The sequence below is a fragment of the Microbacterium kunmingense genome, from assembly GCF_023155745.1.
Taxonomy (GTDB): domain Bacteria; phylum Actinomycetota; class Actinomycetes; order Actinomycetales; family Microbacteriaceae; genus Microbacterium; species Microbacterium kunmingense.
This window is the reverse complement of sequence record NZ_JAKNUS010000001.1, coordinates 419,135-434,692: the sequence shown is the minus strand read 5'-3', so window position 1 is coordinate 434,692 and position 15,558 is coordinate 419,135. Positions and strand designations below refer to the sequence as shown.

The 15,558-nt window shown below is 68.9% G+C and carries 15 protein-coding genes; 4 read left to right on the top strand and 11 right to left on the bottom strand.

All coding sequences use genetic code 11. The features are described 5' to 3' along the window. Positions 1–475: 475 nt before the first annotated feature. The 3 genes from MA875_RS02230 to MA875_RS02220 all read left to right on the top strand — a co-directional run bounded on the left by MA875_RS02230 (position 476) and on the right by MA875_RS02220 (position 3,567). Positions 476–1,642 (top strand): glutathione-independent formaldehyde dehydrogenase, encoded by a 1,167-nt coding sequence (locus tag MA875_RS02230; protein ID WP_248239994.1) that lies wholly within the window; start codon positions 476–478, stop codon positions 1,640–1,642. A 1-nt stretch (position 1,643) separates the two neighbouring features. Then, positions 1,644–2,216, top strand: coding sequence for a type 1 glutamine amidotransferase domain-containing protein (locus tag MA875_RS02225; RefSeq protein WP_248239992.1), 573 nt, complete (start codon positions 1,644–1,646; stop codon positions 2,214–2,216). Between the two features lie 220 nt (positions 2,217–2,436). Further along, complete coding sequence (locus MA875_RS02220; protein WP_248239990.1) at positions 2,437–3,567, top strand: NAD(P)/FAD-dependent oxidoreductase; 1,131 nt, start codon at positions 2,437–2,439, stop codon at positions 3,565–3,567. A 76-nt stretch (positions 3,568–3,643) separates the two neighbouring features. On the opposite strand, the gene MA875_RS02215 is transcribed toward MA875_RS02220, so the two are convergent. From MA875_RS02215 to MA875_RS02170, 10 genes are all read right to left on the bottom strand, one after another. Further along, positions 3,644–6,028: an excinuclease ABC subunit UvrA gene (locus tag MA875_RS02215; protein ID WP_248240117.1), complete on the bottom strand. Its 2,385-nt coding sequence runs from the start codon at positions 6,026–6,028 to the stop codon at positions 3,644–3,646. A 41-nt stretch (positions 6,029–6,069) separates the two neighbouring features. Then, positions 6,070–6,660 carry a helicase HerA domain-containing protein gene (locus MA875_RS02210; RefSeq protein WP_248239988.1) on the bottom strand — a complete coding sequence of 197 codons (591 nt, stop codon included), beginning with the start codon at positions 6,658–6,660 and terminating at the stop codon, positions 6,070–6,072. Between the two features lie 88 nt (positions 6,661–6,748). After that, on the bottom strand, positions 6,749–6,964 hold the full coding sequence (locus tag MA875_RS02205) for a tautomerase family protein (protein ID WP_248239986.1): 216 nt from the start codon (positions 6,962–6,964) through the stop codon (positions 6,749–6,751). A 15-nt stretch (positions 6,965–6,979) separates the two neighbouring features. Further along, positions 6,980–8,032: a VOC family protein gene (locus MA875_RS02200; RefSeq protein ID WP_248239984.1), complete on the bottom strand. Its 1,053-nt coding sequence runs from the start codon at positions 8,030–8,032 to the stop codon at positions 6,980–6,982. A gap of 51 nt (positions 8,033–8,083) precedes the next feature. Beyond that, the gene (locus tag MA875_RS02195) at positions 8,084–8,869 is read right to left on the bottom strand and encodes a 2-keto-4-pentenoate hydratase (protein ID WP_248239981.1); all 786 of its coding nucleotides are present in this window, start codon (positions 8,867–8,869) and stop codon (positions 8,084–8,086) included. After that, positions 8,866–9,927, bottom strand: coding sequence for a 4-hydroxy-2-oxovalerate aldolase (gene dmpG / locus MA875_RS02190; RefSeq protein ID WP_248239979.1), 1,062 nt, complete (start codon positions 9,925–9,927; stop codon positions 8,866–8,868). The genes MA875_RS02195 and dmpG overlap by 4 nt, the downstream gene beginning before the upstream one ends. Further along, positions 9,924–10,865, bottom strand: a complete 942-nt coding sequence (locus MA875_RS02185) for an acetaldehyde dehydrogenase (acetylating) (RefSeq protein ID WP_248239978.1) — start codon at positions 10,863–10,865, stop codon at positions 9,924–9,926. Before MA875_RS02185 ends, dmpG begins: the two co-directional genes overlap by 4 nt. 15 nt (positions 10,866–10,880) lie before the next feature. Then, entirely contained in the window at positions 10,881–11,654 is a 774-nt protein-coding gene (locus MA875_RS02180; RefSeq protein ID WP_248239976.1) for a 2-keto-4-pentenoate hydratase, read from the bottom strand. Between the two features lie 106 nt (positions 11,655–11,760). Beyond that, complete coding sequence (locus tag MA875_RS02175) at positions 11,761–12,711, bottom strand: AraC family transcriptional regulator (protein ID WP_248239974.1); 951 nt, start codon at positions 12,709–12,711, stop codon at positions 11,761–11,763. A 78-nt stretch (positions 12,712–12,789) separates the two neighbouring features. Beyond that, positions 12,790–13,632 carry an HAD-IIA family hydrolase gene (locus MA875_RS02170; protein WP_248239972.1) on the bottom strand — a complete coding sequence of 281 codons (843 nt, stop codon included), beginning with the start codon at positions 13,630–13,632 and terminating at the stop codon, positions 12,790–12,792. A 71-nt stretch (positions 13,633–13,703) separates the two neighbouring features. Here MA875_RS02170 and MA875_RS02165 point away from each other — a divergent pair, with 71 nt between their 5' ends. Then, complete coding sequence (locus MA875_RS02165) at positions 13,704–14,483, top strand: IclR family transcriptional regulator (protein ID WP_248239971.1); 780 nt, start codon at positions 13,704–13,706, stop codon at positions 14,481–14,483. Between the two features lie 21 nt (positions 14,484–14,504). Here MA875_RS02165 and MA875_RS02160 read toward each other — a convergent pair whose 3' ends face one another. Continuing rightward, on the bottom strand, positions 14,505–15,554 hold the full coding sequence (locus MA875_RS02160) for a PEP/pyruvate-binding domain-containing protein (RefSeq protein WP_248239969.1): 1,050 nt from the start codon (positions 15,552–15,554) through the stop codon (positions 14,505–14,507). Between the last annotated feature and the right edge of the window lie 4 nt (positions 15,555–15,558).

Here is a 15,558-nt window from a genome sequence, read left to right as displayed (position 1 = left end):
CTTTCCGCGCTGGGCGCGGTGGCGATGATGTCGGCTCGGCTCACGTCACCGGCGACACCGACCGCCGCGGGGGATGCCGTGCTCGCCGAGCCGCCACGCTGTCCTGGGTGCACTGGTTCAACGAGAACCGGCTGCGCTCATCGATCGGTTACCTCACACCGATCGAGAAGGAGAACGAGTACTCCCGTGAGTCAACCCCCAGCACCAGTCGGCGCTGGGAGAACTCGCCCTCCACTAAACCCGGGGCGATTCACGGAAGTCCCACCGGCAACGTGCCCAGGACCCCCAAGATGCGCGCCGAAAACGCAGATCAGCAGCTGGTTTCGGTGAGCGTTCGCGGCTCGCTCGACAGATCGTCTTCTTCGGCAAGCCCCTTGACATGTGGTTCGTGAGGTCGTTCGCTGTCTCGCGGAGGGCCGGCGTCGTCGAGGCCCTGCCGAAGGAACATCGAGCAACACATCGGATCGGAGTGGACATGAAGGCAGTGGTGTACGAGGGGCCCCGTCAGGTCAGCACGAAGGACGTCCCGGACGCGAAGATCGAGCGCCCTACCGATGTCCTGGTCAGGGTGACGACGACGAACATCTGCGGCTCGGATCTGCACATGTACGAGGGGCGGACGTCCTTCGAGGTGGGCCGGACGTTCGGTCACGAGAACATGGGGGAGGTCATCGAGGTCGGTAGTGGTGTGGAGAAGGTCAGGGTCGGAGACCGGGTTGTGCTCCCGTTCAACATCTCGTGCGGATTCTGCAAGAACTGCGAACGCGGCCTGACCAACTACTGCCTCACCACCCAGCCCGACCCATCATTGGCCGGTGCGGCCTACGGGTTCGCCGACATGGGTCCCTACGGCGGTGGCCAAGCGGAACTGCTCCGTGTGCCTTTCGGCGACCACAACGCGCTGCGCTTGGGCGAGGATGCGGAGGAGAAGGAGAACGACTACGTCATGCTCTCCGACATCTTCCCCACCGGCTACCACGCCACCGAGATGGCCGGCGTGGTCCCGGGCGACAGCGTTGTCATCGCCGGGGCGGGTCCGGTCGGGCTGATGGCCGCCCTGTCCGCGATGATCAAGGGCGCCGCGAAGGTGATGGTGGTCGATCGTCACCCTGACCGGCTAGCGTTGGCCGAGCAGATCGGCGCGATCGCCATCGACGACTCCAAGGTCGATCCCGTGCAAGCCGTGCTCGACGAGACAATGGGACTGGGAGCTGACCGGGGCTGCGAATGCGTGGGTTACCAGGCCCACGATCCTCAAGGCAACGAGGACATCGCCGCCACGCTGAACATGCTCATCAACGCGGTGCGTTTCACCGGAGGAATCGGCACCGTCGGCGTGTTCGTCCCCGAGGACCCCGGAGCCAAGGACGACCTCGCCAAGCAGGGAATGGCGGCCATCGACTTCGGAACGCATTGGTTCAAGGGTCAGACCATGGGGAGCGGTCAGGCCCCGGTCAAGCGGTACAACCGCCAGCTGCGGGACTTGATCGCCGCCGGCAAGGCGACCCCTTCGTGGATCGTCTCCCACGAGATCTCGCTGGACCAGGCTGCCGATGCCTACAAGAACTTCGACGCCCGGTCCAAGGGTTGGACCAAGGTTCTCATCAAGCCCGGAATGGCGACCGAGAAGAAGGCGAACTGATATGGCCGAGACGCTGCGGGGCAAGAGAGTCGCCATCCTCGCCGCCGACGGGGTCGAGCGCGTCGAGCTCGAGAAGCCCCGCGAGGCGCTGGAGCAGGCTGGTGCACAGACCGAGGTTCTGTCGATCCATGACGGTGAGATCCAGGCCCGTGAGAACGATCTGGATGCCGCGGGCACGTTTACTGTCGACGGGTTGGTCGCGGACGCCTCTGTCGCCCACTATGACGCCCTGCTTCTCCCGGGCGGCACGGTGAACCCCGACCAACTCCGGGTCGACCCCGACGCGGTCTCCTTCGTCCGCGAGTTCGTCGAAAGCGGCAAGCCCGTTGCGGCGATTTGTCACGGGCCGTGGACGCTGATCGAGGCGGGTGTGGTCGAAGGTCGCACCTTGACGTCCTTCCCGAGCATCCGCACGGATCTGCGCAACGCCGGTGCTGACGTCGTCGACCAGGATGTCGTGGTGGACGGGAATCTGATCACCAGCCGCTCGCCCGATGACCTGCCTGAGTTCTGCGACACGATCGTGGCGAAATTTGCAAGCAGCAATTCAACCCAGGGAGAGGTGACGTCATGAGGGTGACTACCGGCAAACTGTTCAGCGAACCGACGATCGAAAAGCTCGACGTCCTGGGCTGCAAACTCCCCGCCTGACACCACAGACCGGGAGTACTGGCCCAAAAAAGGGAGGGGTCGCTGCGCGCGGTGACTTCGGGCTTACACAGCCCGCTGACCTCGTGGCAGCGGCCCCTTCTCTTGCGGCCTATCGCTAATCACCAACAGATCGGGGAACCGCGATGACAGGAACTGGCGACGGCGTTGTCACGACGCATTCACCCGAGGTAGCAGTGATCGGAGGCGGGATCGTCGGTCTGTCGACGGCGTACGCGCTGCGGGAGCAGGGCGTGCCGGTGCGCTTATATGAGGCTGGTCTGCCCGGGTCGGGTCAGTCCGCAGGCGAGTCGCGGATCTTCCGGCATGCCCACGACGACCCGCGACTCGTCGCTTTCGCGCGCGAAAGCCGCGGCGTATGGGATGAGTGGGCCGAACACTTCGACGTCGAGCTGGTCTCATCAGACGGTGTCCTGGCGATCGGAGACAGCGCCCTGGCGCGGCTGCGGGTGCTCGACCAGGTCGGCGGCGTGGAAGCGCACGAGATCGACGCGGCCGAGGTCGCCCAGCGGATGCCGCTGCTCGCTGGGTACTCGGGGCCAGCGGTGCTCGACGAGTCGGGCGGAGCGATCCGCACCCGCGCCGCAATCACGGCACTCACGGGTGCCCTCGCAGATGCGGTCACCACCGGTGAGGTCATCTCCATCGATCCCCGCGCCGACGGGACGGTCGAGGTGCGCAGCGTCACCGACCGGGCTGTCTACTCCAAGGTGGTCGTGTGCGCCGGCCGCGAGACCGCCCGCCTGGCACGCAGCGTCGGCCTGTCGCTGCCGGTTCGCCTTGCCGCACACGTCAGGCTGACCTTCGACGTGAAAGCCGCCGCCCCGGCACGAGTCGCGTGCCTGCAGGACAGCAGCGGCGTCTTCGGCGAAGTCGGCGTCTACGCGACGCCGCTACCGGGCAACAGCAGCTATTCGGTCGGACTCAGCGACACCGTTGGCGTCCGCGATGACGGAACTTTCATCGACCCGGCGGCGATTCGATCGCTGGACGAACGCGCACGCGAATACGTCACACGGGCGCTGCCCGGTCTCCACCCAGAGCCGCGCGACTTCCTTCACTGCTGGGTGACCGACCTCCCGTGGAGTGAGGACGGCGTGGCCGTGTGGGAGGCAGGCTCCGTCCTTTTTGTGGCCGGTCACAATTTGTTCAAGCAGGCACCTGCGCTGGGTCGCGCTCTTGCCCGGGCTGCGACCGGCGGTGGTCTCCGCGCCGAGCTCACGCCCGAAGCGCGCCTCGGCGAGGCCCAGAGCTAGGGCGTGTCTCCCAATCGCGGGGGGTGACCCCGAGCGTGCCGCTGTCCGATTCTCATATCGCACAGCGGCACGCTCGTCACGATGGGGTGACGTTGGTGGCTGCCTGCAGTGCGGCGGCGAGGTAGCCCGCGGAAGCACCGACGCCCTCATCCGCGACGTGGGCCGGCGTACCAGCTGCGACCACGGTCCCGCCGGCGTCGCCCGCGCCGGGTCCAAGATCGATCACGTGATCGGCCACCGCGATAACGCGCATGTCCAGCTCCGCCGCGACGACCGTGTTGCCTGCATCGACCAGCGTCTGCAGATGCGCGACCAGACGATCCGTGTCGGCGCAGTGGAGCCCGGAGGTCGGCTCGTCCAAGACGTACAGCGTGTCTCCGCGCTGCGCACGCTGCAGCTCGGTCGCGAGCTTGACACGCTGCGCTTCACCCCCGGAAAGCTCGGTCGCCGGTTGACCCAACCGGAGGTAATCGAGTCCCACGTCTGACAAAGCTGCCAGCGATCGAGTGATCTCCTCATCGCCCACGAAGAACAGGTTCGCCTCCTCGACGCTCATCGACAACACGTCAGCGATCGAGCGCCCCCGCCACGTGACCTCGAGCGTTGATGCCTTGTATCGGGTGCCGTGGCAGTCGGGGCATTCGGTGTACACGGAAGGCAGGAAGAGGAGCTCGACCATCACCGATCCGTCGCCCTCGCAGGTCGGGCAGCGTCCGCCGGCGACGTTGAAGGAGAATCGGCCAGGCTTGTACCCGCGGAGACGAGCTTCCGGGGTGTCTGCAAATCGACGACGTACGTGATCGAACAGCCCGGTGTAGGTGGCGACGTTCGACCGCGGGGTCCGGCCGATGGGCCGCTGGTCGATGGTGACGAGCCGCTGTACACCGGTGACGGGCCCGGCGACGCGCCCATCGAGACGCTCCGGCGCATCCGCGAGGAGGGACTCGTCGCTGACCGGCTCGTCATCGGCCCGGACGGCCCGGCCAAGGCGATCGCCAAGCAGCGACGGAAGCGCCTGGCTGACCAAGCTCGACTTGCCGGACCCGGACACGCCTGTGACCGCGGTGAAGACACCTAGCGGGATATCGACCGTGAGGTCGTGCAGGTTGTTCCGCGTCACGTTCTCCAGGCGCAGCCAACTGCGTGCCTCACGGGGTGTGCGAAGAGGGAGACCGCGGCCGCCGAAGAGGTATCCGCGTGTCACGGACTCCTCGATATCGGCGAGCCCGCCGGGCGTGCCGCTGTAGAGCACGCGGCCACCGTGTTCACCGGCGCCGGGGCCGATGTCGACCAGCCAGTCCGCATGCCGCATCACAGCCACGGAGTGTTCGACAATGAACAGGCTGTTCCCTCGCCCCTTGAGTCCATCCAGGATCTCGAGGAGCGCCGCCACGTCCTGCGGATGCAGACCCGCCGATGGTTCGTCGAGGACGTAGACGACCCCGAAAAGATCGGAGCTGAGTTGCGTCGCGAGCCGGAGTCGCTGGAGCTCGCCGCCCGACAGCGTTGGCGTCGTCCGGCTCAACGACAAGTAGCCCAGTCCCAGATCGACCAGTGGACGAAGCCGCTGCAGCACCCCTGAAGCGAGCTGGACCGCAGCAGCACGCTTCTCCGGCGCTCGGCGTGCGGTGGATCGCACATCGGGCGAGGGGGCGAGGGGAGCCTTGCCAGCAGCGACCTGCTCATCCCCCGCGGCACGCGGAGAGGCAGCGTCGGAAGAGGCGGCCTCGTGGTCCTCCAAGCGTGCGACGACTCCCGAGAGGATCGTGGCAAGTTCCCGGAACGGCAGTTGGGAGAATTCGGCGATGTCGAAACCTTCGAACGTGACAGACAGCGCCTCGGGCTTCAGCCGCTTGCCACCGCAGGCCGGGCAGATCGCAGCGGTGAGGAACTGCGCGACGCGCCGTTTCATCGAGGCACTCTTCGTGTTCGCGAACGTGTCCAGAATGTACCGGCGAGCTCCGACGAATGTGCCCGAGTAGCTCGGTTCCACGCCTGCTTCAATCGCTGCTTTGGACTCAGAGAGCGTGAGCCGGGAGTGGACCGGAACGAAGGGAGTCTCATCGGTATACAGGATCCAGTCCCGGTCTTTCTTCGGCAGGTCCCGCCACGGCACATCGACGTCGTAACCGAGCGCAACCAGCACGTCGCGCAGCTGATGGCCGTGCCACGCGGTCGGCCAGGAAGCGATGGCGCGTTCACGGATGGTGAGCGAGGGGTCAGGGACCATCTGCTCCTCGTTCACCGCGTACACGCGGCCGATGCCGTGGCATTCCGGGCAGGCCCCTTGGACCGTGTTCGCGGAGAAGTCCTCCGCATACAACATCGGCTGCCCATCCGGGTAGTCCCCTGCCCGCGAGTACAGCATTCGTATCAAGCTCGACAACGTGGTGATGCTGCCAACGGTCGATCGGGCGTTGCCGGCACCGCGCTGCTGCTGCAGGGCGACCGCCGGCGGCATCCCCGTGATCGAGTCGACATCGGGCACTCCCGCCTGATCGATCAGGCGGCGGGCGTACGGTGCGACCGATTCCAGATAGCGTCGCTGCGACTCGGCGTACAGCGTCCCGAACGCCAGCGAGGACTTTCCCGAGCCGGACACACCGGTGAAGACGACCGTTGCATCGCGCGGCACCATGAGGTCGACATCCTGCAGATTGTGTTCGCGGGCGCCACGAACGCGAACGTCGGGCTGCACAGAGGGTTTCGGCGGCACGAACGAAGAGGATTCGCCCATGGACGAATGCTAGCCACGTACGGAACGGTCGGTCGTACTGCGGCCTGAGGAAAGGGTTTCACGCCGATCACGGCGCGGTGTGCGGCAGTGGTGGCTACCTGTTGATCGACAAGCCCTATCGCAGGATGCCATTGTGGCGCGCGGCGGCGGCCGCGGCGGTGCGTCGGATCGAGCACGACCAGGGGCAGCCGCGTGTGCAGCAGCACCTGCTCCAGCAGCACGCCGAGCGCGTACGTCTTGCCCGAGCCGCTCTCCCCGCACCAGAACGTGTGGCGGTTCAGCCTCGGCGCCAGGACGCGGGCAGTCGTCGCGGGCGCGGAGTCGACGAGGGTGCCGATCAGCAGGTCACGGCTCATGCTCCGCATGCTGATGACGGGCGGATGACGCGGCATCCCCCAAGGACGATCGTCTTCTCGTGACGGCCGGATCCTGACCCGGGCGCCGTCAGCCGGTCGCCGGCGGCGGCGGCGCGCCGCGCTTCTCGGCGAGGGTGGCGGACCCGGAGCCCCAGTGCGTCAACGGCACCTCGGTGACGATCACGCGGATGCTCTCGACGGGCGCCGATAGGGACTCGGCAACGGCGTCGGTGACGCCGCCGATGAGCGCACGGATCTGGTCGGGATCGCGTCCTTCGGCGATGGATATCTGCACGAACGGCATGGCAACCTCTGATCCTCAGCCTCGGGTGGACGAATCGGCGCGGAGAATCATGCCGGCCTCCGCGGCGACGTAGCGATTCGGGGTGCGGTACGCGGTCGGCCCGGAGTGGGGCGTGCCGTAGGTGTCGAATTCGGCGGGCAGGGGCGAGCCGTACCAGATGATCGCGTCGTCGATCGTGTCCTGAGCCCAGCGCACCGGCTCCCACGACGGGTCGGTGACCTGGTATCCCGGCGTGCCGACGAGCTCGATGCGGTTGCCGCCGGGTTCGAACACATAGATGAACTGCGCCTGGCTGATCGCGTGCGCGGCGGGACCGGCCTCGAACTCGATCCCGTGGTCGGTGAGCACGTCGCACGCATCGATGAGGTGCTGCGTGTTGCCGTAGAGGAAGGCGACGTGGTGCAGGCGGCCGCCCCCTCCGGCATCCTTCACGAGCGCCACGTCGTGGGATCGCGTCATGCTGCGCAGCCACGCACCGGCCTCCACGTCGTCGCCGAGGACGATGTGCTCGCTCAGCTTGAACCCGAGCTGCTCGGCGAAGAAGCGCTTATTCGCGGTCACATCCAGCGACAGCAGATTGACGTGGTCGAGTGCCCTCACCGGGACGCCGGAGAGCGGGCGGCGCTGCACGCGGTTCAGCACGACGCTGCGCTGGTCCTTCTCAGGACGGTAGTACTCGACCTCCCAGTTGATGCGCTGCACCGATCCATCGGGCGTCGTGAACTCGTACGCGGGCCCGACGCCGACCTCGCCCTCCACCCAGCCCCGCCCGAGCCCGCACCGGTCGATGGCCTCCACCCGGCGTTCGAGGGCCTGCGGCGACGTGGCCCGCCAGCCCGCGTACCCCATCCCCGGCTTCTCGCGATGGGTGATCTTCAGGGAGTGCGCGTACGGATCCTCGTAGCCGCGCAGGAAAACGGAGTCGCCCGAGCGGGCGGTCTCGATCATGCCGAGCAGGTTCGTGAAGAACCAGACGGTCTCGTCGACGACCGGAGAGAAGAGCTCGAACGTCGACAGGTCGGCGACGTCGAAGATCGGCTCCGGGAAGTCGTGCGCTGAAGCGTTCATCAGGCGTTCTCCTTCGAATGCGGTGTGGCGGATGGATACGGCGCGGCGGTGCTACCGCTCGACGCTCAGATGGACAGTGCCGAGGTGTGTGAACTCCGCCGCGAGAGATGAGCCCGGCGTGAGCGCGATGGCGTCGGTGAGACCCCCCGTGAGCACGATTGCGCCCGCCGGGATCTCCTGCCCGCGCGCGCCCAGCGCGTTCGCTGCGAGCGCGAGCGCCTCGGCCGGGTGCCCCTGCACGGCCGCGCCCGTGGCGGTGTCGACGACGTCGCCGCCCACCGAGAGGACGACGGCTTCGAGCGCGAGATCGAGCTCATCGGGTCGCCGGCCGACGCCGCCGACCACGAAGAAGGCGGATGACGCGTTGTCGGCGACGACGTCCGGGAGCGCGAAGTCGTAATCGACGTACCGGCTGTCGATGATCTCGAACCCGCCGTAGACCCGGTCCACGGCGGCAAGCGCCGTGGCGGCCGTCACCCCGGGACCGCGGAGCGGCTGTCCCATGACGAAGACGAGCTCGGGTTCGGCCCGCGGCTGGATGAGCCGGTCGAGGGGCACCGGGACATCGGCCGGGAGGATGTATGCGTCGGTGAGCACTGCGGTCAGCGGGGAGGAGATCCCCATCCGCTCCTGCTTGGCACGGCTGGTCAGACCGAGCTTGATGCCGACGACGGTTTCGCCGGCGGCGACACGCTCCTCCACGAGGGCGTCCTGCACCCTGTAGGCCGTGTCGAGGTCGAGACCCTCCCACTCTCGGGTGAGACGGCCGCGGGCCGTCCGCGTCGCCTCCGCGCGCCGGAGTGCGGCGACCGCGGAGGAGATGTCCTGGATGCTCATCGTGTCACTCCGATCGCGTCGGGATCGTTCGCATCGGGAGAGCCGACCTCGGCCGCGAGTTCGATCGCGACGTCGATGATCATGTCCTCCTGACCGCCCACGTAACCGGCCTCCCCGACACGGCGGAGGATCTCGTGGGACGGGACGCCGTAGCGCTGCGCCGCGAGTTGCGCATGCAGGAGGAACGAGTTGTAGACGCCGTACCGGCCCTGAACGATCGCGTCGCGGTCGATCCTCGGCACGGTCGGGATGAGCGGAGCGGCGACGTCCTCCGCGGCCGCGAGGATCGAGGGGAGGTCGACGCCGGTGGGCACGCCCGCAGCGTCGAAGGCCGCTACCAGGACCTCCGTCGGGGTGTTGCCGGCACCGGCACCGAGCGCCCGCAGCGTGCCGTCGATGCGGCGCGCTCCCGCCTCGTAGGCCGCGAGCGAGTTGGCGACGCCGAGGCCCAGATTCATGTGTCCGTGGAAGCCCACTTCGACGTCCGTGCCGAGCTCGTCTACGAGCGCGGCGACCCGGTCGCGCACGCCGTCGGGCAGCAGCGCGCCGGCGGAGTCGACGACGTAGACGCACTGGCATCCGGCATCCGCCATGATGCGCGCCTGTCGCGCGAGCTCGCCGGGTGGCGTCCGATGCGAGAGCATGAGGAACCCGGCCGTCTGCAGACCGAGCTCGCGCGCCGCCCCGAAGTGCTGGATGCTGACGTCGGCCTCGGTCGAGTGGGTCGCGATCCGCACGTACGTGGCGCCCGCTGCGACCGCCTCCCGCAGGTCCTCCACGGTCGCGACCCCGGGCAGGAGCAGCGCGGCGATCCGCGCCCGCTTCACCGAGCCGGCGGCGGCGGCGATGAGCTCGAGCTCGGGCACGGCACTGAAGCCGTAGTTGAACGAGGAGCCGGAGAGTCCGTCGCCGTGCGTCACCTCGATGACATCGACGCCGGCGGCGTCGAGCGCGGCGGCCACCGCCGTGACCTGCTCGACGGTGAACCGGTGGGCGACGGCGTGCGAACCGTCGCGGAGCGTGGTGTCCGTGATCCGGACGCGAGGCGATGCGTTCACGCCGGGGCCTCCATCCCGTGCGGGTGCGCCGGACCGGTCTCGGGCTCCCCGATCAGGAGCTCGGCCGCGCGGTTCGCGGCGGCGGTCATGATGTCGAGGTTGCCCGCCCACGGCGGCAGGTAGTCGCCGTTGCCGGCCACCTCGAGGAACACGGCGACGCGGCCATCGCCGTGCCAACGCTCATGCGGGTCGTCGAACTGCGGGTCGGCCTTCAGCCGGTAGCCGGGCACGTACTCCTGTACGGCGGCCACGGCGTCGTGGATCGAGGCGGTGATCGCATCGCGGTCGGCATCCCCGCCGATGGCGGCGAACACCGTGTCGCGCATGACCAGCGGCGGATCGACGGGGTTGAGGATGATGATGGCCTTTCCGCGCTGTGCGCCGCCGATCTGCTCGATCGCCCGCGCGGTCGTGGCGGTGAACTCGTCGATGTTGGCGCGCGTGCCGGGACCGGCGGAGCGCGACGAGATCGACGCGACGATCTCGGCGTAGGAAACGGGCGTGACCCGGCTGATCGCGTGCACGATCGGAATGGTCGCCTGGCCACCGCACGTGATCATGTTGATGTTGTCGGCGTCGCGGTGCACGTCGAGATTCACCGCCGGGCACACGAACGGCCCGACCGCGGCGGGCGTCAGGTCGATCGCGGTGATTCCCGCCTCGGCGTAGCGCGGCGCGTTGGCAAGATGCGGCCCGGCGGCGGTCGCCTCGAAGACGATGTCCGGCAGCTCAGGCCGCGCGAGAAGCCAGTCGACACCGCCCGCCGACGCTTCGAGACCGAGTCGTCGCGCGCGCGCCAAACCGTCGGATTCGGGGTCGACACCGACCATGTAGCGCACGTCGAAGACGTCGCGGCGGATGAGTTTGATGAGCAGGTCGGTCCCGATGTTGCCCGGACCGACGATGGCGACCCGCGGTCGCCGCGTCCCCGTATCCACATGTGTCCTTTCGGTTCAGCCGGCGAACCGCGCCGTGACGGAGCCGAGCCCGGCGAATTCAGCGGTGATGATGTCGCCGGGAGCCGCGGAGACGGCGGCGGTGACCGCGCCGGGAAGCACGACCGATCCGGCCGGAATGGTCGTGCCGAGGGCGCCGAGCGTGTTGACGAGCCAGACCAGTGCCGAGATCGGCGATCCGAGCACGGCTGCCCCCGCTCCCGTGTGCGCGATCCGGCCGTTCCGCCGCAGGACGGCTCCGGTCAGGCGGAGATCGACGCCGTCCAGCGAACGGGGCGTGCTGCCGAGCACGACGCCCCCGGCGGAGGCGTTGTCGGCGATCGTGTCGGTGAGGGAGATCTTCCAGTCGGCGATGCGGGAGTCGATGATCTCGAGGGAGGCGACGGCGGCGTCGATCGCGCGCACGGCGTCCGCGGCGGTCACCCCGGGTCCGGCGAGATCGCGCCCCAGGATGAAGGCGATCTCGGGTTCGACGCGCGGCTGGATGAAGCGGTCCGCCGAGATCGGCGCGCCACTGAGCACGAAGTCGTCCTCGAGGAGATGACCGAAGTCGGGGCTGTGGACGCCGAGCTGGCGCTGGATCGCCGCGGACGTGAGCCCCACCTTGTAGCCGGCGATGCGGCCGCCCGCCGCCCGCCACACCTCGACCTGCTCCAGCTGGACCCCGTACGCCGCGTCGATGCTGTCGAGACCCAGCGGGGCGATCGGTCGACGATCACGTCGCGCGGCCAGGAGACGTTCGGCGGTGTCGGAGAGGAGTGGGGCTGTCATGGTGCGACCTCGCTGTCGGGTGATGCCACTGTCGCGTCCGCCGCCGAATCCGCCAAGGAGGCGATCCGCTCACCGAGACAGCCCCGGTCTCGACCGCCGCCTCCGGCTACCGCACGGAGGGGCGCACCTCCGACGGCAGCAGCCCGTACATTTCGCGGAACACCTGCGCGAAGCGCCCGAGATGGGTGAACCCGTTCGCCGCCGCCACATCGGAGACCGAGATGCCCGCGAAGGCGGGGTCGCGCAGCGCCGCATAGCACCTGCGCAGACGCACGTCGCGGAGGTACCGCATCGGGGATACCCCGAGCTCGCGCCGGAAGGCGATCTGGAGCGACCGCCCGCCGACGCCCGCCTCCGCGGCCAGGGTGGCGAGTGACCAGGGCAGTTGCGGGTCCGCCTCGATTCGGTCGACCACGGATGTCACCGCGCTGCGCTCCGAGAGCGGCGCGTCGTGCAGCCGCGCCGACCAGTCGTGCGTCTGGCTGAGAAGCAGGCTCGTGAGGAAGGCATCCACGACCCGGCCGGCGAGCGGTCGGGGCACCGGGTGCGTGCCGAACGGATCGACCTCGCGCGCGAGGAGGTAGAGCGCGGACACCCAGGGGGAACGGGGGGACTCCGAGGACCGCCGGAACCGCGGGGGACCGCCGACCGGATACCCGAGCAGGATCGCAAGGTGCCGGGTGATCACCGCCTCCGGGATCTTCAGCGCGATGCGATCCAGGTCGCGGTCGAGCTCGAAGGCCACGGCATCCCCGGGATTGAGCACGAGTCCCTGCCCGCGCCGCATCGTGACCGCCTCGTCGAGGACGCGCGCGCCGCCGCGCCCTGTGATCGGAAGCTGCACGGAGTAGTAGTGGATAGGATCCGTCGCGACCACGGCGTCGGAGCCGTAGCGGAGGCGACCGATGAGGAGCTCGTCGAGATCGACGGCCCCGAGGCGCGCCTCCCCCGCCCCGAGCCTCAGCCGGTGCGGGGAGAACATCCGGCTCCCGGCATCACGAAGCTCGTCTTCGTCGGCGCTGGCGAGGACGTGATATTGCAGCGGGTCGGGTCCCACGTCGTCTCCTTCGACGATCCCACCGTTCAGTATCTCCTCCGGCGCATGGGATACGCCAGCGGTGACGTTACGGGCCGGCTACACGTCGCCGAGTTCCGCCCGCGTACGCGCGAGGACTCCGCCGATGTCCTCGAAGACGGCGTCGGGGCGGCGCTCCGCCGGCAGGGCGTCGGCGGTCGCACGGTCGACGCCGCCCGTCAGCACAAGGCACGACGTCCCGCCGATCGCGCGCGCGAGCTCGACCTCGGCGAGCGCGTCGCCGACGACGACGACGTCCTCTGGAGCCACTCCCATCCGCGCGGCGAGCGCGAGCCCGAGTTCGCGGGAGGGTTTTCCGGTGACCTCCGGCTGCACCCCCGTCGTCCAGGCGATGCCGGCCGCGATCAATGCCGAGCTCGTGATGCCCTTCTGCATCCCGCCATGGAACCAGCGCTGGCCGACCGTGCTGTAGAAGGCTGCTCCGGCGTCGACCGCGAGCGCCGCCGCGTCGAGGTCGGCCGTTCGGAACTCGACCGCGTCGCCTACGGCGACGACACTCGCGGACCTCGCACGCTCGCCCACGGCGACTTCGACGCCGTATGACCGGACGGTGTCGGCGAACGCGAGGCTGCCGACGACGGCGACGGTCTCCCCGGGATGCCGTCGGGCGATGAGATCGGCGGTCATGCTGCCCGCCGTCTCGAAGTGCGCGTCGTCGACCGGGATGCCCTCGGCTCGCAGACCTGCCGCGTACGTGTTCGCCGGGTTGCCGGACGCGTTCGTGCAGACGACGTACGGCTCGCCGACGCGATCGAGCAGCGCGATGAACTCGGCGGAGCCCGCGATCGGCTGTCCGCCGTCGCCGCCGTAGCGGGCAGCACGCACGAGGCAGCCGTCCACATCGATGATCCAGCCACGGCGGGCGGGGGCGCTGGGGGTCATGAGGTCTCCTCGGGTTCGCAAATCGGATAGGGGGGTTGACGATGAATCGACAGGGCCTCGACACTCTGCGCATGCGTTCCATTGAGCGAGACGCGACGATGCCGTCGATGATCAGCCGCGTGTCCACGATCCTGCAGCTCTACCTGCGCGAGGAGAGCGAATTCACGGTGTCGGAGATCAGCCGCCGCACCGGCATCCCGAAGGCGTCGGTCTCGCGGATCGCACGCGACCTGGTCGACGAGAGCATCCTCGAGCGCGACGGGGACCACTTCCGCCTCGGGATCCGGCTGTTCGAGCTCGGCCAGCAGGCAAGCCGGACGACGGATCTGAGGCGCGTCGCAGCGCCCTACATGTACGAGCTCATGTCGGCCACGAAGCAGACCGTGCACCTTGCGGTCTTGGAGGGCACCGAGGTCGTCTACGTCCACCGGATCCGCAGCAAGCTCACACCGCCGCTGCCCTCCCGCATCGGCGGTCGACTTCCGGCGCACGCGACCGGTGTCGGGAAGGTGCTGCTCGCGTTCAGGCCGCTGGAGGAACTCGATCGCCTGGGGGATCCCCCTCTCGCGGCGCTCGGTCCGCGCACCATCACCGACCCGGAAGTCCTGCGCAGCGAGCTCCACACGATCCGGATGAACCGACTGGCATACGAGCGGGAGGAGTCGGTCGCGGATGTCGGGTGCGCCGCCTCTCCGGTGCTCGACGCGAACGGCCGCGCCGTCGCAGCCCTGTCGGTATCGGTGCATCTGTCCTCCACGGACCTCACCAAGATGGGACCCGCCGTCGCCGTGGCGGCCCGCGCGCTGTCACGACAGCTGGGCGCACCGGGCCAGCCGGGCTCGGCGGAGTGAGCCCGGCCGGCGCGAGCAGGATCAGTCGTGCAGGCGCATCGGCGTCTGCATCATCGACAGGATGCGGTCGACGGGCGTTGCACCGCGCGTGCGCTTGGTGGCGACACGATTGCTCCACACCGTCTCGGGACGAGTCTGCAGCAGGAACAGCTCCCGCGCGCCGGGTTCGCCGGGACCGAGAGCCCACTCGATGTCCTGCCGAGACCCGAGCCGCTCGTCGACCGACTTGCCCATCCGGGCGATCGCGAGCGCCTCGTCGTCGGTCACGCACGCGACCGCTCGATCCTCGTCCGAGACGATCCGGAGGACGACCTCGTCGGCCTCCGAGTCGAGTTGGTACGCCTTCTCCTTCGATCCCACGGCCTTCGTCCGGAAGCCGAGGGTCACACGGTCGACGCCGAAGCTGTCCGGCGTGACCTCGCCCGAGACCAGGCCGAGCCCGAGCCCGTAGGTCGCCTCGACGTAGATCTCCGACGCGTCGCCCGTGGTCGGGTTCAGCGTGAGCATGACGCCCGCGACGCTCGACTCGACCATCTCCTGGACGACGACCGCCATCGAGACCTCGCGGACGTCGACGCCGTTCTTCACGCGGTAGGCGATGGCCTGCGGCGTGAAGAGGCTCGCCCACACCTTCGCGACGTGCTCGACCACGGAGTCGCCGCCGCGGACCCACAGGTAGCTCTCCTGTTGGCCCGCGAACGACGCCTCCGCGGTGTCCTCCGCCGTCGCGCTCGAGCGCACGGCGACCGGTGCGCCGTCGTACCGCCCGTATGCCTCGCGGAGGCTGTCGGCGAGCTCGGGGGAGAGAGGGGTCGAGAGGAAGAGCTCTTCGATCTCCTGCGAGGCCCGCGCCTGTTCGTCGACCGACTCCGCCCCGCTCGAGATCGCCACGATCCGCTCGTCCAGCCCCGTCCGGCGGATGTGGTCGAGGTACGCGCCCGTCGTCACCACGAAGGCCGAGGGCACGGGCGCCTCCAATCCGATCAGCCGGACGAGGCCGACCCCCTTGCCGCCCAGCACTGCCGGGTCGGGCGGGGTGGAGGGGGTCAACCAGATGATCTGCTCGCTCATGTCT

Coding starts and splice junctions, on each gene's coding strand:
- MA875_RS02230 (WP_248239994.1), top strand. CDS start 476: ATGAAGGCAGTGGTGTACGAGGGGCCCCGTCAGGTCAGCACGAAGGAC.
- MA875_RS02225 (WP_248239992.1), top strand. CDS start 1,644: ATGGCCGAGACGCTGCGGGGCAAGAGAGTCGCCATCCTCGCCGCCGAC.
- MA875_RS02220 (WP_248239990.1), top strand. CDS start 2,437: ATGACAGGAACTGGCGACGGCGTTGTCACGACGCATTCACCCGAGGTA.
- MA875_RS02215 (WP_248240117.1), bottom strand. CDS start 6,028: ATGCCGCCGGCGGTCGCCCTGCAGCAGCAGCGCGGTGCCGGCAACGCC.
- MA875_RS02210 (WP_248239988.1), bottom strand. CDS start 6,660: ATGAGCCGTGACCTGCTGATCGGCACCCTCGTCGACTCCGCGCCCGCG.
- MA875_RS02205 (WP_248239986.1), bottom strand. CDS start 6,964: ATGCCGTTCGTGCAGATATCCATCGCCGAAGGACGCGATCCCGACCAG.
- MA875_RS02200 (WP_248239984.1), bottom strand. CDS start 8,032: ATGAACGCTTCAGCGCACGACTTCCCGGAGCCGATCTTCGACGTCGCC.
- MA875_RS02195 (WP_248239981.1), bottom strand. CDS start 8,869: ATGAGCATCCAGGACATCTCCTCCGCGGTCGCCGCACTCCGGCGCGCG.
- MA875_RS02180 (WP_248239976.1), bottom strand. CDS start 11,654: ATGACAGCCCCACTCCTCTCCGACACCGCCGAACGTCTCCTGGCCGCG.
- MA875_RS02170 (WP_248239972.1), bottom strand. CDS start 13,632: ATGACCCCCAGCGCCCCCGCCCGCCGTGGCTGGATCATCGATGTGGAC.
- MA875_RS02165 (WP_248239971.1), top strand. CDS start 13,704: ATGCGTTCCATTGAGCGAGACGCGACGATGCCGTCGATGATCAGCCGC.
- MA875_RS02160 (WP_248239969.1), bottom strand. CDS start 15,554: ATGAGCGAGCAGATCATCTGGTTGACCCCCTCCACCCCGCCCGACCCG.